The following is a 13,775-nucleotide window of genomic DNA, read 5'->3' on the forward strand; positions in this document are numbered from 1 at the left end:
GGTGTCGAGCTTGCACCCCAGGCCGCAGTGCCTGATTGGAGTCTCGATGAAAGCGGTCTATTTTGGGGCAAATATCACTTCTGGTGGAATTCCCCTTGTTGGGGTGATTGTTATGCTCGGGCTTCTGTCGCTATTTGTGTGGGACTCTCTTCGGTTGCCGCCGGGCATGTGGTTTCGCTGGCTGATGCCGCTCGGCTTTCTACCGTTGATGGGCGGAATTTTGCTGGACAACTACTGGTTTATCGGAGTTGGTGTGATACTCATGGGAATCGGTCTCGCTTGGGGTAAAGGACAACGACAAAAAGGCAATGCTAAGTGGTTTTAATGTGTCAGCTGTAGATCGTGATCACGCTGGTCGCGACTGAGTCCTTTCAGTGGCCGCCGATCGGGTGAGGGCCTGAGGGTGGAAACAGGCAGGGCCCCGGTGCTGTTGGGGGAAGTATTCGAAGTCTCGACTCGCCGGCCCTGGAAACCTGATGGTTCCTTATCCTGTCGGTACTCGACCTGCCCCAGCACTCGTCGAGTGGCTCGTGATGCTCATCGTCACCCCGCGAGAGTGACCGCCGCTGCAAGATCCGTGCGTCCCGGCACGATAGTTAGGTAGGAGCGTAAGGACTGGCGTGTCGCTCGGGAAGCTCCAGCATACGGTCGAGAATGGTTTCGCCTCGATACTTGCCGTTTTCCTTGTGTACTCGTATCTTCCCGCACTACTTGACACCAAAATTCCGCGGCCTATGCTATATGTCTGGGAATTTCTCTTAGTCGTCTTAGTCGTCGCAGTCGGCGTTAATGGCTTAGTAGTGCGTCTCGATGTGGCCGTTCTGTATTCACGCGTGATGAATGCAGAACGGCTTTCTCTTGATGGGACTTGGTTGCAGGTATCTGCGAGTTTTGATGACTTAGCGGGCGGTCGGTTTTCTATTTGAGGACACTACCTGCAATAAATCCACGGGTTCGGCCTCGACGCCGCTCTAAATAATGCACACTATACGTTAGGGAAGGGTAGTGATGAATGTAAAAGGTGACGTTGTACTGAGGCGCCCGGGCATGCTGATATTCGCCTGGGTGCTCCTCGTTGGTCTGGGGAGTATCCTTCCCTTTTGCAATATCTTCGGTGACAATGGCACATGGATTTCGGCAAGGATGGCAAGGGATACCGGTATATCTAGGGCTCGCGGGAGCGCTCGGGCGAGGTGCCAGCATTAAAGTAATCCTGCATGAAGAAACGCTGACCGTCGTGAACTACTTTCGAACCTACAACATCCCGGCAAATGCAATCCGTGACGTCGAAGTCGACAACAACGGTAGTCTTAGAATCTACCTGCACAAAGAGCTGAGATTGCGCACCCTGGGCAGAATGTCGAACGTCTTCGTGGCCGCATTCGCCGGATCTCTTATGGACCACTTCAGGGGTACTAGCAGCAAAACAAAGCGGACTATCAGCGACTGGCTCTCGTTCGCCCGCACTCCAGGGGGTGAACACGCGGCCGCACAGGTGTCCTGGACGTGGTGCAGGTACGCGGACGCAGCTCTAATTCTCTTCTCGATCACAATAGGTTCGGGTGCACTCTGGATGGCGCTCACCGCACGCTGACATGTCCTCGGTACCGGAATTTGTCATAAGTGCTTGCCTGGTGTGCTGACCTGGCAGGGAAGAGCAGGTGAATATGGGGCTTCTCGGGCTGGTTACCCTCGCTGTGCCGTTCGTTCTAATCGGGTTGAGTCTGGTGACGAATTTTCGAGGGACAGCAGACTTCTTTAATAGTGGAGGTAGACGTGATGTCGCTCGAATAGCGAAGATCGTCGGGTGGATGTTCGTGATCCTGCCCTCCGCTGCCGTAATCCGCTACCTCGTAGCTGTAATCGCACGTTGACCTAATCGTCAAAATCTGGGCACAGCAACGCGTCAACTTTCTTTGAGGCCGCCTCGGACGCGCCGCCAAGGTTGCGGCGCAGAAGAACGGCGCCAGCCGCACGGCGCAGCCAAAGCCACGCACGACCCGGGTGACCCGGCACAATGGGCGCGAGTCGATGGGGCTCGGTGCCGCGATCGGCGCGCTGGTCACCGAGCAGGCCTGGAAGCTCCCGGCCGCCAGCGCGACGCTGCGGGATCGGTAGGCGGTCATCGCCCCCGAGCTCGCCGGGCACGCCGCCGCCGTGTCGTACGACGCCGGCTCCGGTCGGCTGACCGTGTGCCCGGAGTCATCAGCCTGGGCAACGAAGGCCCCCTGGAGCAGACCCGGATCATCGCGGCCGCCAACGAGCCAGCGGGCCGCACGGTCGTCCGCGCCCCGCGATCCTCGCGCCGGCCCGGTCCAGGTGTCCGAGTCGGCCGACGCCGGCCTGCAGCCCGTCGGGGTGTCTGCAGGTCGGTGCGGACCCGAAAGACCGCCTCGGACGGCTACCGCCGCACGCTCGCCGCGCACCAGGAGGTGGCCCGGCCGTCCCGCGTGGACCCGGGCATCGCGGAGGCGGTGGAGCGGCAGGCCGCAGCGATGCGGGAGCTGAGTCGCCGGGCCGTCCCCGAGCCAGATGTGGACGATGTGACGGCCCCGATCGAGCAGGTGCGCCTGGAGCGCCGCCGCCAGGGTGCGGCCACCGAGGCGGCCGCACTGCGTCGGGCCCGGGCCGAGCGCGCTGCCCGGAAGGGGCAGGCCGGATACGGCGTGATCGGCAGCGCGGCGAGGGCATCACAGCTGGGGCGTACGGCCTGAGTCGAGCCGAGAGGCGATCTGGTTGGTGTACTCGGCTGGTGACAGGATGTGTTGGCGGGTGGGGATGGGGGAGTTTGTGCGCACGGACAGGCGACGGATCCAGACGGCGGTGCTCGGCGGGGCGGACTCGGATGAGCCGTTGATGTTGCCGATGGAAGCGATCGAGTTGGATGCATTCCGGCGTGCTTACGAGGACGACTCCTTCTGGTGTGGGACTCTGCTCGGCGGTTGCGGCGGCCAGTTGACCACGAAGCTGTACACGGACCGCGCCTGTCATTTCGCACACCACCCGGACCCGGACGGACTGCCGCACGTGTGCGGGCGCCGCTCCCACGGCGTGGACAGTGCGGACCACCTCTATGTGCGTTCGGCGGCCTCGGCCTGGCTCGCGGGCCGCGGGGAACAGGCGACCTTCGAGTACACCCGCACCGAAGGCGCACCGATCGGGTCCATCGTGGATGTGCGCTGGCGGCATGGCACTATGCGAGTGCATCTGGACCAGGCGGTGACGCCGGTGTGGGACGACGGTGTCGAGCCGGTCCTCGGGACGATGGTGCCGGTCGACCGCGACACACTGATCCGCCGCTGGTACGTGCACCGAATCCGCCTGGACAGCGTGGGCACCGCGCGCCACGTACAGATCGGGACCGAGGCGTTTGCCCGGCCAATCGAATGGTTCGCCCTGGACGAATGCGAGATGACGGAGCGCGGATTGTCGACGCCGGCCGTTGAGAAGATCGTTCAGGCCCGCACAGCGCCGCGCCCATCGCTGTGGTCGCCCGGCAAGGCGCGGAAGGTGCCGGAGCCGGAGGCACGCGCCCAGGCCCTGCTGCGCCGGCTGGTGTATGCGCGTCGGATCGAGTCTGTGCCCGTGGTGAGGCAGGTGTGCGCGGACATCGAGGATCTGACCGGTGTGGACGAGGAGCTCCAGGGGCAGCTCGGGGCTGCCGTTCGCCACGCGAGGGTCTGGCTGGTCGAGCAGGACGAGGAGCGCCGCAAGCTCTTCGACAACCTGAAGCAGGCGGTCACGTATCAGAAGCCTGGGCGGGTGCGCAGGCTTCTGGTACGCGTCAATGCGACGGCATCTGAGGACCGCACAGACGCCGAATCCGCCCTCTACGAGCGGGCGACCACGTACTTCGAGAGCCTGGACGACCTCGCGCGGGACGCGGTCGAAGCGGAAGCTGACACGGAGAAGGAAGCACAAAGGGCTGCGGCTCGGGTTCGCAGCGCCCTCCAACGCCTTCGCAGGTACGACGAGTACACGCCCTACCTGCGCCTTCAGGTTGAGGAGTTCCTGCGGTCCGCGGCCTTGGCCGGGGAACTTCTGACCCGTGGTGAAGCGCGGCGCGTGGAGGTCTGGAAGAAGCGGGTGGCACTGGGGCCGCGGGAGCAGCTGTGCGTGGCGCGGCGGTACTGGATCCAGCGGAGCTGTCCGCGCTGCAACGCGCAGCAGGGCAAGGACTGTGTGCTGATCGAGGGGCCCAGCAGCGGGAAGCCGCGCATGGACGGCCACAACGAGCGGCTACAGCTGATCCTGGATGATCGGAAAGCCGAAAGGATGGCCCGGCAACAGAAGAAGGCTCGGCAAGAGGTTGAGGACCCTGCCGAGCCGATACGGCCAGTCTCGGAGACGCGCGAGGGTGAAGCCAACCCTGATCGTCCGCTCCAGCAGCGGCCGCCTAAGGTCGACCGGGAGGGCCAGAAGAAGGAGGCGGGCAAGAAGACCACGGCCCGGCTGCACCATCAGGTGCCACGCGGCGACTGGTACCGAATGACGTGCCCGCGATGCCACGCCGGACCGGGCCAGCTGTGCGACAACGACGATCGCGTCGGCCTCAGCGAGAGGCGACAGCTTCCCCACGACGAGCGCCTGCGCCGCGTCCTGCAGAGCGACGACCGCATTGGCCCCGGCGAGAAGCAGAAGGTCGCCCGCAACGAACGCCAGGAGCAAGCCGTCGACGTCGTGCCCCCGCCGCTTGCCCGGGCCGAACCCCGGCCTCCCCGGCCGCGCAGGAGAGAGCGGGAATCGCAGGAAACCGCGACCTCGGCGGCGCGGACCTGGCATGCCAGAGAGGTCACTTGCCCAAAGTGCCAGGCCGGCCCGAACTCCCCGTGCGTGCCCCACGGTCCGCACCAGGAGCGGGTGGAATGGGCGAAGGAGTTCACCCGCAAACTGTGGGACTGAGGCAAGCCGGATGCCGAGTGCGCGCTGACCGCCGGTTCCCACAAGGCGCTGCGGGACATCCTCGAGGGCCGCGGCCGCCGACTCAGGCAGACGGTTCGCTATCAGGCCGCGGGCGGCTGGCTGGAGGGCGTTGCCTGGTCGGCGGGCTGGTCCAGTTGTTGCTGGCGGCGCCGCTGTTCGTTGCGGTGGTCTTCGACGCGCTGGGTGAACTTCTTCAGCGCCTCGTCCTCCTGGCCGGGCCCGTATTCGCTGTACGGGCCGATGCCGAGCCGGACGGCGTTGGCCTCCTCCTCGATGGCGTCGGCGGTCTGCTGGAGGAAGTAGCTGCGCTCGCGGAACTTGTAGTAGCCGGTGAACATTGCGGCCACCGTGATGGCGAAGCTGATGGCGGTCAGGGTGACGCTCTGCCAGGTCAGCTCCTTGCCGGTGTCCAGGGCCGCGATCGTGGTCGTGGACGCGGAGCCGATCATGATGAGGGTCTGCAGGCTGTTGTGGATCCGCCGGTACTTGCGGCTGTCGGCCTGGTACTGCGTGCAGGCACCTCCGACCGACGAGCAGAGCACCCTCGTCCTCGCGCTGACCAGTCAGATCACCCGCCTGAAGAAGCAGCACCGAGAAGAAGTACAGGCCCTGCGAGACGCGCTCGAACAAGCTCACGGCGAGAACCTCGACCTCCGCCGTGAACTCGACCGTCGCGGTCGCGACACGACCAGACCTCAGGAGCAGGAACCCTGCTGATAGATCAGTCCGCGCGTTCCAACCTGAGGGAGCTACCCACCGGGATCGCCCGCCACATCGCGCTGACCTGCGGAAGCGACTCGATGAACGTGGCGATTTGGACCAGCGCTGCGGCCCGTTCAGGACCGATGGGATCGAAGTCAAAGCCCATGCTGTCGGTCCAGGCCATACCGCCCAGGTCGGCCCAGGCTGGAGCGTCAGCGAAGAACAGCTCGAGTTCTACGTTCCAGCGCTGCGGCTGCCAGAACTCGTCATCCCGGTCACCCTCGTCGCTCGCCGCGAACTGCCTGGTGAAGACCAGTGCGGGGCAGTCATCGTTCCAACTCCACCGACCCCACTGCACGATGAACCCGTCGCCGTCATCCTCTGCAGGCTCAATCCCATCGATCTGCTCCTGGACGAACTCCTGGAACGCGGACCAGGCCCGCGCAACGTCGCCGACCGCATCCGGGTCAAGTCCGTGACGACGAAGGATCAGCGCGAACCGCTCAGGACTGTTCTTCCAGTGCGTGGCCATGCCGGATGCTAACCGATCACCGCCACGCCAGGACGGCACCAAACAACAGACCACCAGAAGGCCGCGACAACGCGCCGCCTCGGGCTCGTTACAGCCATCGCAACAGCATCCCGAACTGGGAAGCAGCCATCAAAGGATCTTCGAACTCCGGATAACGGGCGGGGTCGGCAAGACGCACATCGCCGTCGCCCTGGCCGTCGCGGCCTGCCGGGCCGGCTACTCGATCTACTGCACCAGCCTCGACGACATGGTCCGCAACCTCAAAACCGCCGAGGCGGCCGGCCGGCTGACGAGCAAGCTCGGCACCTACCTGCGGCCCGGCGTTCTCGTGGTCGACGAGGTCGGCTACCAGCCCTTCGAACGGGCCGAGGCGAACCTGGTCTTCCAGGTCATCTCCAAGCGCTACGAGAAGGGCTCCATCATCCTGACCTCGAAAAAGACCTTCAGCAAATGGGGCCAGGTCTTCGGCGACGAGGTCCTCGCCACCGTCATCCTCGACCGCCTCCTCCGCCACTGCGAAGTGATCTCCATCAACGGCCCCAGCTACCGGCTGAAGAACCGCCTCAAGGCCATCGAGCGAGAGACGGAAGTGGCATAGAGGTCTCACGAGGCGCTTGGCGCGGTCTGCCTCTTCCCTCGACGGCCGGATCTCAACGCGAGATAGGACGTCACCGCAGTCGCAACGAGAGGCAGGAGCGGATACAGAACTGCCGTCCCCCACGATGTGAAGCTCTTGTCCACCACCTCAAAGGTTCCCCACGGCGTTCGGGCCGCGGGCACTACGCCCCCTTGCTTGCCGTCATAACGCACTGTCACGGTGTTCATGCTCACGTCGCCCACAAGCCGGCCAGAGCACTCGACGTGGCTTCCACTTCGACTGCTTTCGAGCCGGCACTGCGAAAGACGAACCCGGACTTCGTTCCCAGCCAGTCCCAGCCGCACGAGCCCGAGAGCCCCGGCTGACACCGTTATCCCCAGAAACAGCACAGCAAGCACGCTCCAGGCCACGGCCGCTATGCCCCACCCCTTAGTTGTCATGGAGCCAGCATGGCGCACCAGGATCAGAAACAACTGGGGACGTTCGTCCGTACGCAGCTGGGGAGAGAAGTCCGTACGCCGACACACGGCGTCTCCCGCAAGAAGTCCGACCCTGGCGACGCTCTGGTGCTGGCCAACATCCTGCGCACCGATATGCCCATGCACCGGCCGCTGCAGGCCGATACCAACCTTGCACGCGCCGTTGCCGTCCTCGCCCGCGCCCAGCAGGACGCAACCTGGAACCGGCAGCAGATCGCCAACCAGCTTCGCTCGCTGCTGCGCGAGTACTATCCCGCCGCCCTGGACGCCGTCGCCGGATGGACCAACGGGCTGTGTCGTCCCGAAGCACGCGAACTGCTCAAGCTCGCCCCCACCCCGGGCCGGGCCGCCCGGCTCACACGGGCCCAGCTCCGGTCCGCCCTCAAACGCGCTGGCCGTAGCCGCGGCATCGAAGCCGAGGCCGACCGGCTCCGCGAGATTTTACGCGGTGACTACGCGAGCCAGCCGCAGCTGGTCGAAGATGCGCTCGGCAAGCAGGCCTTCGCCCTCCTGCGACAGTTGGAAGCCGCCTGCCTCGCTGCTGACGAGCTTGCCGAGGCGGTCGAGGAGTCTTTTGTCCAACACCCGGACGCTGAAGTCATTTTGAGCTTCCCCGGACTCGGGGTCCAGCTCGGCGCCCGGGTGTTGGCCGAGATCGGCGATGACCGCCAGCGGTTCGCCGACGCACGTGGCATGAAGGCCTATGCAGGCTCCGCCCCCGTCACCCGCGCGTCCGGCAAGAAGCGCCACGTCGGGCGCCGCATGGTCAACTCTTTCAGCGGCGGCACGAGGTGGATGCGGGCGTTGTCCCAGACCAGCACGATGGGCCCGCCGAGCCAAATGCAGGCGCGGACGATGAGATCCCGGAAGTCCCGCCAGGTGAAGCCCTTCGGCTCGCCCTTGCGGCCCCGGTACTCGCGGATCGCGTAGATCAACCGAGACCGCTCACCGGGCCTGTAGCAGGCCATGCCCGCCATCGAGACACGGCCAGAGCCCCGGCCGCGCACGCGGACGACGGGCGTGCGCCCCACGCGGCCCCAGATCCTGGCACGCGGCGGCGTCATCGACTGCCCGGCCTCGTCCGCGAAGACGATCCAGCCGTTGCATGCCGCCGCGGTGCTCTTACCCGCGGCCAGACCTCTTTCTTCCATAGCTCCACCGCATCGTCGTCGCGCTCGATCGCCCGACGGGCCGGCTGCTGCCACGACCAGCCGTGCCGCCTCAGCAGCCGCCACGTCCCCTCCACCGTGTAGGAGACGTGGAACAGCCGGCCGATCAGCGTCTTCACCCGCGCCAGCGTCCATTGCTGATCCGCCCAGCCATGGACCAGCGGCCCGCGTTCCAACTCCTGCTCCAGCCTGGCGATCTGCTTTCCGCCGAGCCTCGGGCGCCCAGGCGATCCCTTGGAGAGAACCGCGGCCCTGCCGCTCTCGCGCCACTGACGGCGCCATCGCTCCACCGACCGCTCGGACACCCGCAGCGCGGCCGCGATCTCCCGACTCTCCCCCCCCCGCTCTCGAAGCGTTCCACGGCTTCCAGCCGAATCCGCTCCCGCGCGGCCCTCCCGGCGTCGGTCAACCCGCCGCCCTGCGTGTATCTCACACTCCAGGGCTACTGGAGTATCGTCGCCTGGCCGTCGAGCAGGGAGCTGCCGGACGACATACGGCAAGCCCTGGGGGCCGCGCTCGGTGAAGCCGTCCACCGCCCACCAGGAGCCTGAAGCGCAATGCGGGCCAGGGCAGTATCACGCCGGTGCGCCCGGGCCCCAATCACGCATAACGGGGAGATGCGCGATGTCCCCAACGATCCTGCGCGTGAAAGGTCACCCCGTCACCGAACGCTGCGTGCCGGCAGGCACAGCTGCTCACGTCACGAACGAGTTCGGTCGCTGAGCGCCGTGATGAGATTTAGATCGTCGCTGTGCTCTGGGAACGTGCTGAACTGGGTGGCGTCCCGTACGCCACACTCCCAGGGAGAGAGCATGGGCGAGGCCGCCATCGCCGTGTCCGGCGAGGCGTTCGAGGCGCTTTCGGAGAACGTGGGCCACATCCTTGCCACCCGAGCATTGCTGTGTGTCATCGCTCCGGAAGACGTCCCGGCTGTGGCCGTCGTGGAGGCTGCTCTCACCCGCCATGGGGGCGCCGACCCGGTCGTGGTCACGACCGCGGCGCCGGGCAACATGGCGGCGCTCCTGAACGCGTTGCACGGCGCTCTGCACCTCGGTGTCCGGCCGCGGCGGCTGGCCGTCGCGCAGCAGGCCGTGGAAACCGAACTCGCGCGGCTCCCCGAGCCGGTGGTGGTCGTACGCGACGCGCATCTGCTGCGGACCGAGGCTCTGCAGTACGTCTACGGGTTGTGGAGCCTGTTCCAGAAGCATGAACGCCGGATGCCCGTCGTCCTGGTGGGACCCGAGCAGATCCGGTCGGTACTGCACCGGCCGGCACTCGCCAGCCTGGAGAGCTGCGTCTTCATCTGGCACCGCCTCACCCCGTGAACGCAGCAGAGCACGGGACTCACGCGGTCCCCTGCCGGTTGCGGAGAATCTCCCCACCGATCAGCAGCGACCTGCTGACGCGTGCGTGTCCGCGCTGCCGGTAGATGCTGTCGGCGGTGGAGTCCAGCACCTCCAACGCCCGGCCCACGCCCCCGTCCCAGCCCTCCCCATATACGTCCCCTTGAGTGTCGGGGCGCAGCCGGCCAGTTCCCCGACCCAGCAGTGCGCCCCGGCCACCGCGCCGGCCTCCAGCACGCAGACCAACTCGTCCGCCTCATCCGGCTCCAGCCCGGCGGCGGCGAGGACCGCATGCACCTTCATCAGGGCATTGACCGCCCTCGTCTGGTAGTCACTCATCCGCGCCCGCGGGGCAGCACTGACCTCCCGCTCGTCCGCGCCCTGTTCGCGCCCGGCCGTCACGCGGCTCCTTCCGCTACCGCACACTCCAGCCAAAGCCCGGCCAACGCCGCGAGCTGTCGACGGCGAACTTGGCCCGGCAGCTCTGGCTTGGGGTTGTGTCAATTGTTTGACACAAGCGTGTGGCTGGTCTCATCTTGTACTGACTACCTGATACAAGCTGGAGAAACTGGGGGAGTTCATGAGTGGAGTCGACACGGTGCCTTCCGCGTCGTCGGCGGACCGCTTCGCCCGTTGGGCGGGATTGCTGGCCGGGGCCGTGGCGGCTCGGTTCGTGGGGAGTACGTGGGGGACGGATGGGGACATCGGCGTCCTGTACGCGATTCTCGTCTTCGGTCTGTGCGCGGTTGCCGGTGTCCTGGCGGGTGATCTGTTGACGGCCCGTCCCCGCGGCACGGTCCGCACGGCGGGGTTGACCCCGCGCCGCGTTCGCGATTATGTGCCACCGCGGATGACGCTGCTCCTGCTCGCCCAGGCCGGCGTAGTTGTCGTCCTCCTGATGACGGCGGCCGTTTTTGCCCGGACCGATGAGACGTCTCGCGGGAGTCGTTCCCTGGCCTTCACCTGCCAGGACGGGGACATCGTCAGCATGGGCTCGGGGCCCGGTGGTTTCTACGGCGCGCCCGTCCTCGCCTGTGTCATCGTCGCTACAGTTGCCTGCCTGTGGTCGCTGACCTGGATCGCCCGCCGTCCCGGGGACGACCAGAACCGCCGTGACCGCGCGCTGGCCGTCGTCGCAGCGTGGGGCCTGCTGGTGTCCGCGCTCCTGCTCGGTATCGCCTCGACCATGTCCGGCGCCCTGATGGGCACGGGCTGTGACGGGACCCTGGGCCGTATCGGAGCAGGCATCGTGTGGCTGGTGGCCCTGATCGCCCTCGTCACGGTGGCATGGTGCCTGTTCACGGTGATCGCACCCAAGGCCCGGGTGCGCCGGTGACCCGTCTCTTCATTCACGTCGACACCGCCAGCCACGTTCCGCCGTACGAACAGATCCGGGCCGAGTTGGCCGCTCTGATCGCCATCGGCCGTCTCCCGGAAGGCGAACGCCTTCCGACGGTACGTCAGCTGGCAGCCGATCTGGGCCTGGCGGCAGGAACGGTGGCAAGGGCCTACCGCGAACTGGAATCGGCGTCGTTGGTCCGGACACGCAGAGGAGCGGGGACACGCGTGGCTCCGCTTGCGGCCCCTGGCACCGGCCCGGATCCGGCGCGGCTGGCGGAATTGGCGCGGCTGTTCGTGACGCAGGCTCAAGGGCTTGGCGCGGACCCGCGGGCAGTGATCGGGGCCGTACAGAAGGCGTTGGACAATACGCCCTGACACACCACTCAACACCATCTTGCTTCTGCCATGGCGTCGTAGCAGTAGAGGGGTCCTGTCCGATCGTTGGACCGGACAGGACCCCTCGTGCTCGATGCGAGCGGCTCGGCAGTCCCTGATCGACGCCGAGGCGTCGGAGGGGCTTTGCTTTACAGCGTCAGACCGGACCGCTTCCTTCTGCGTCGCTCGTTGAACGCGATGAGTGTGAAGAGGGCGGCGAAGGCCGAGAAGATGAGCGCGATGTCGCTGACTTCTGGGGACAGGAAGACCCAGAAGACGAGCGCCCAGAATGCACCCACCACTAGTCCTGCTGGGACTGGGTGTCGGGCGCACTGCCGACGGACGGCATCGCGGTAGTCACGTTCGGCCATCGTTTACCTCGATCGATTCCAGCGGAAGTATCGGCTCCACGTTCCCTTGCAGCCGTGTATGCGACGCGACCTGACCATCACGTCGCCCACTCCAGCCCCGAGCGTGGCCAGGGCGGCAAGCCTGTCAGCGGTGAGCGTGGCGCGCCTGGTCGTGGGGTTGCTGAGGAACCCCCGCATGCCGCTGATGCCACGTGCAGCCAGACGTCGCGACAAACACGATCGCGGCCAGCACTTCCCGGTCTCCGTGCCGGCGCCTGCCACCGCCTTGCGGACGGGTTGGCGCCTCGGGCGCGACCCGCTGGAACAACTCCCGCAGCTCATCCGGCACCAGCCGCTCAACGATCCCCACTGCCACAGGCTATCCAACACGCCAAATGAGATGGCCTGTAAGGGCTCGCAGAGAATCAACATGCTGATTTGATCTTTGTGGACCTGCTGTTCGCGAGGAACGCGGTGACATCGGCGGGCGTGCGGAACCTGGCTGTCGACGGTGGGATGGTGTAGCCGTGCACGGCCAGGAGGGGCTGGACTTGGTGAACGGCCCTGGTAAGGGTGCTGCCGTTGACTCCGAAGAGCTGGGCGAGGAGGTCTCGGGTGCGGGCTGTTCACACGGTCAGTCCCGGCTGGAAAGAGGGGTCCGCAGTTCCACGCGAAGCCGGATCGAAGTGTCGATGGGCAGTCCCAGGCTGGCGAGCCGAAGGTCCTTCGAGTAGTTCGCGATGAGGTCGAGATCCCGCAGCTGCCGCTGGAGCTCTGCAACGGTTGCCTCGTCGAGGTCGGGTACTTCCCTTTCCTGCTCGGCAAGGTGCTCAAGGTGCTCGTCCACAGCGTCCACGGCCCTTCGGCTCGCCCAGACCGAGAAGTCACAGCACTCGAACAGGTAGGCGTGCGCGGCATACAGCGTCGTGGCCGCCGCGTTCTCGTCCGCATCGCCGGGACCGTCCTGGCCATCGTTGTGGCAGTACTCGCTGAGCATGTATTCGGCCACACCCCGCTTCACCGCCGTGAAAGCCGTCGAATCCCCGAGGGAACCCTCCCATACGGCGTTCAGCAGGGAGCGAAGGCTCATCGTGAACGGCGCCCGATCCTCCTCGGGCAGTGCTTCATGCCAACTCATGAGCCGCTCAGCGGCGCCAGCCGCAAACACGGCGCGCTCACTCGACGACATGGCCGCCAGGCGAGCCTCCACCGCCGCCGACAACTCCTGCCACGTATCCAAAACCGAGCCACCCCCGAGTCGAGATTTCGGCGAGCGCACACCCGCCTCGGGGATCATCGCACCAACCCCTGACACGCTTGAAAGCCGACCACCAACCGGCTCTCGCAGCAAAGAGGCGGGCCCGTCCGCACCGCGCCTGTCAGGGACACGGACCGGCAGGGCCCAGACCACCAACCTCCTGGCCCACGTCCATCCGCTACGGCAGACACTCCCAACCCGATGTCACTCGATCTGGGTGGCTCTCATTCTCGCCGCCGATCATGGACCTACACCGTTGTCCATGTCCCGCACGGATGGCCCAAAGCTGCTCTCGAAACCACCGCCCACGTGGCCCTCGTTCACCCCGCCGAAAACACCACCTTCGTCCATGGACCAGATCGGCCGGCATCAGCGGCTCAGTCCGGTCCCCCCCGGTTCGGGCGTCCACTGCCATGCTGCTGTTGATGACCTTCCGCGAGGCTTTTCCCGCGCGTGACGTGCAGGCTTGTGGGCACGTTGCTCTGGCATGGACGACTACGATGCCTTCGATCTGGACGCGGCGGACTTCTCGGCGACGGAGCACACAGCGCACCGGCTTGCCTTGCTAACGCTTGAGGAAGCACACGATTTGTTGGGTTTGCTGCTGACCGTGGCGCAGGAGGACGGGCCGGTCTCACAGGAGGCGGACCGGCTGGCGCGGGAGATCGCCGCTCGTATCCCTTCGGAGAACTGAGCGCGTATCGG

General features: G+C 66.0%; 14 protein-coding genes and 5 pseudogenes. 11 read left to right on the forward strand and 8 right to left on the reverse strand.

Going from position 1 to position 13,775, the window contains the following annotated elements:
- The first annotated feature begins 46 nt into the window (after positions 1 to 46).
- From ACZ7LV_RS05490 to ACZ7LV_RS05505, 4 genes are all read left to right on the forward strand, one after another.
- On the forward strand, positions 47 to 325 hold the full coding sequence (locus ACZ7LV_RS05490; RefSeq protein WP_471935906.1) for a hypothetical protein: 279 nt from the start codon (positions 47 to 49) through the stop codon (positions 323 to 325).
- A 912-nt stretch (positions 326 to 1,237) separates the two neighbouring features.
- Positions 1,238 to 1,594 carry a hypothetical protein gene (locus ACZ7LV_RS05495; RefSeq protein ID WP_471935909.1) on the forward strand — a complete coding sequence of 119 codons (357 nt, stop codon included), beginning with the start codon at positions 1,238 to 1,240 and terminating at the stop codon, positions 1,592 to 1,594.
- Between the two features lie 778 nt (positions 1,595 to 2,372).
- The gene (locus ACZ7LV_RS05500) at positions 2,373 to 2,714 is read left to right on the forward strand and encodes a hypothetical protein (RefSeq protein ID WP_471935912.1); all 342 of its coding nucleotides are present in this window, start codon (positions 2,373 to 2,375) and stop codon (positions 2,712 to 2,714) included.
- 76 nt (positions 2,715 to 2,790) lie between these two features.
- The gene (locus ACZ7LV_RS05505; RefSeq protein WP_471935915.1) at positions 2,791 to 4,902 is read left to right on the forward strand and encodes a zinc finger domain-containing protein; all 2,112 of its coding nucleotides are present in this window, start codon (positions 2,791 to 2,793) and stop codon (positions 4,900 to 4,902) included.
- 101 nt (positions 4,903 to 5,003) lie between these two features.
- Here the strand turns inward: ACZ7LV_RS05505 and ACZ7LV_RS05510 are convergent, their stop codons facing one another.
- On the reverse strand, positions 5,004 to 5,465 hold the full coding sequence (locus tag ACZ7LV_RS05510; protein WP_471935918.1) for a DUF4231 domain-containing protein: 462 nt from the start codon (positions 5,463 to 5,465) through the stop codon (positions 5,004 to 5,006).
- On the opposite strand from ACZ7LV_RS05510, the gene ACZ7LV_RS05515 reads away from it, so the two are divergent.
- On the forward strand, positions 5,371 to 5,640 hold the full coding sequence (locus tag ACZ7LV_RS05515; protein WP_471936158.1) for a hypothetical protein: 270 nt from the start codon (positions 5,371 to 5,373) through the stop codon (positions 5,638 to 5,640). The genes ACZ7LV_RS05510 and ACZ7LV_RS05515 overlap by 95 nt on opposite strands.
- 4 nt (positions 5,641 to 5,644) lie before the next feature.
- On the opposite strand, the gene ACZ7LV_RS05520 is transcribed toward ACZ7LV_RS05515, so the two are convergent.
- Complete coding sequence (locus ACZ7LV_RS05520) at positions 5,645 to 6,157, reverse strand: hypothetical protein (protein WP_471935920.1); 513 nt, start codon at positions 6,155 to 6,157, stop codon at positions 5,645 to 5,647.
- Between the two features lie 160 nt (positions 6,158 to 6,317).
- Here ACZ7LV_RS05520 and ACZ7LV_RS05525 point away from each other — a divergent pair.
- Together ACZ7LV_RS05525 and ACZ7LV_RS05530 are read left to right on the forward strand one after the other, a co-directional pair.
- Positions 6,318 to 6,755, forward strand: a pseudogene (locus ACZ7LV_RS05525) (ATP-binding protein); the annotation flags it as partial.
- A gap of 524 nt (positions 6,756 to 7,279) precedes the next feature.
- Positions 7,280 to 8,053 (forward strand): annotated as a pseudogene (locus ACZ7LV_RS05530) (IS110 family transposase); the annotation flags it as partial.
- On the opposite strand, the pseudogene ACZ7LV_RS05535 reads toward ACZ7LV_RS05530, so the two are convergent.
- A pseudogene (locus ACZ7LV_RS05535) lies at positions 7,981 to 8,836 on the reverse strand (IS630 family transposase); the annotation flags it as partial. The pseudogenes ACZ7LV_RS05530 and ACZ7LV_RS05535 sit on opposite strands and share 73 nt — an antisense overlap.
- 379 nt (positions 8,837 to 9,215) lie before the next feature.
- Between ACZ7LV_RS05535 and ACZ7LV_RS05540 the strand changes: the two are divergent.
- On the forward strand, positions 9,216 to 9,728 hold the full coding sequence (locus tag ACZ7LV_RS05540; protein WP_471935922.1) for an AAA family ATPase: 513 nt from the start codon (positions 9,216 to 9,218) through the stop codon (positions 9,726 to 9,728).
- 19 nt (positions 9,729 to 9,747) lie between these two features.
- On the opposite strand, the gene ACZ7LV_RS05545 is transcribed toward ACZ7LV_RS05540, so the two are convergent.
- Positions 9,748 to 9,876 (reverse strand): hypothetical protein, encoded by a 129-nt coding sequence (locus ACZ7LV_RS05545; protein ID WP_471935924.1) that lies wholly within the window; start codon positions 9,874 to 9,876, stop codon positions 9,748 to 9,750.
- A 720-nt stretch (positions 9,877 to 10,596) separates the two neighbouring features.
- Here ACZ7LV_RS05545 and ACZ7LV_RS05550 point away from each other — a divergent pair.
- Together ACZ7LV_RS05550 and ACZ7LV_RS05555 are read left to right on the forward strand one after the other, a co-directional pair.
- Positions 10,597 to 11,082: a hypothetical protein gene (locus ACZ7LV_RS05550; protein WP_471935926.1), complete on the forward strand. Its 486-nt coding sequence runs from the start codon at positions 10,597 to 10,599 to the stop codon at positions 11,080 to 11,082.
- On the forward strand, positions 11,079 to 11,462 hold the full coding sequence (locus ACZ7LV_RS05555; RefSeq protein ID WP_471935928.1) for a GntR family transcriptional regulator: 384 nt from the start codon (positions 11,079 to 11,081) through the stop codon (positions 11,460 to 11,462). Before ACZ7LV_RS05550 ends, ACZ7LV_RS05555 begins: the two co-directional genes overlap by 4 nt.
- Before the next feature lie 149 nt (positions 11,463 to 11,611).
- Here ACZ7LV_RS05555 and ACZ7LV_RS05560 read toward each other — a convergent pair whose 3' ends face one another.
- The 4 genes and pseudogenes from ACZ7LV_RS05560 to ACZ7LV_RS05575 all read right to left on the reverse strand — a co-directional run bounded on the left by ACZ7LV_RS05560 (position 11,612) and on the right by ACZ7LV_RS05575 (position 13,109).
- Positions 11,612 to 11,761, reverse strand: a complete 150-nt coding sequence (locus ACZ7LV_RS05560; protein ID WP_471935930.1) for a hypothetical protein — start codon at positions 11,759 to 11,761, stop codon at positions 11,612 to 11,614.
- A 241-nt stretch (positions 11,762 to 12,002) separates the two neighbouring features.
- Positions 12,003 to 12,188, reverse strand: a pseudogene (locus tag ACZ7LV_RS05565) (transposase); the annotation flags it as partial.
- Between the two features lie 49 nt (positions 12,189 to 12,237).
- Positions 12,238 to 12,429: pseudogene (locus tag ACZ7LV_RS05570) on the reverse strand (helix-turn-helix domain-containing protein); the annotation flags it as partial.
- 17 nt (positions 12,430 to 12,446) lie between these two features.
- On the reverse strand, positions 12,447 to 13,109 hold the full coding sequence (locus tag ACZ7LV_RS05575; RefSeq protein ID WP_471935932.1) for a hypothetical protein: 663 nt from the start codon (positions 13,107 to 13,109) through the stop codon (positions 12,447 to 12,449).
- 448 nt (positions 13,110 to 13,557) lie between these two features.
- Here ACZ7LV_RS05575 and ACZ7LV_RS05580 point away from each other — a divergent pair, with 448 nt between their 5' ends.
- Positions 13,558 to 13,764, forward strand: a complete 207-nt coding sequence (locus ACZ7LV_RS05580; protein ID WP_471935934.1) for a DUF6417 family protein — start codon at positions 13,558 to 13,560, stop codon at positions 13,762 to 13,764.
- Positions 13,765 to 13,775: the final 11 nt, after the last annotated feature.

This window comes from Streptomyces sp. NPDC107562 (assembly GCF_055657325.1).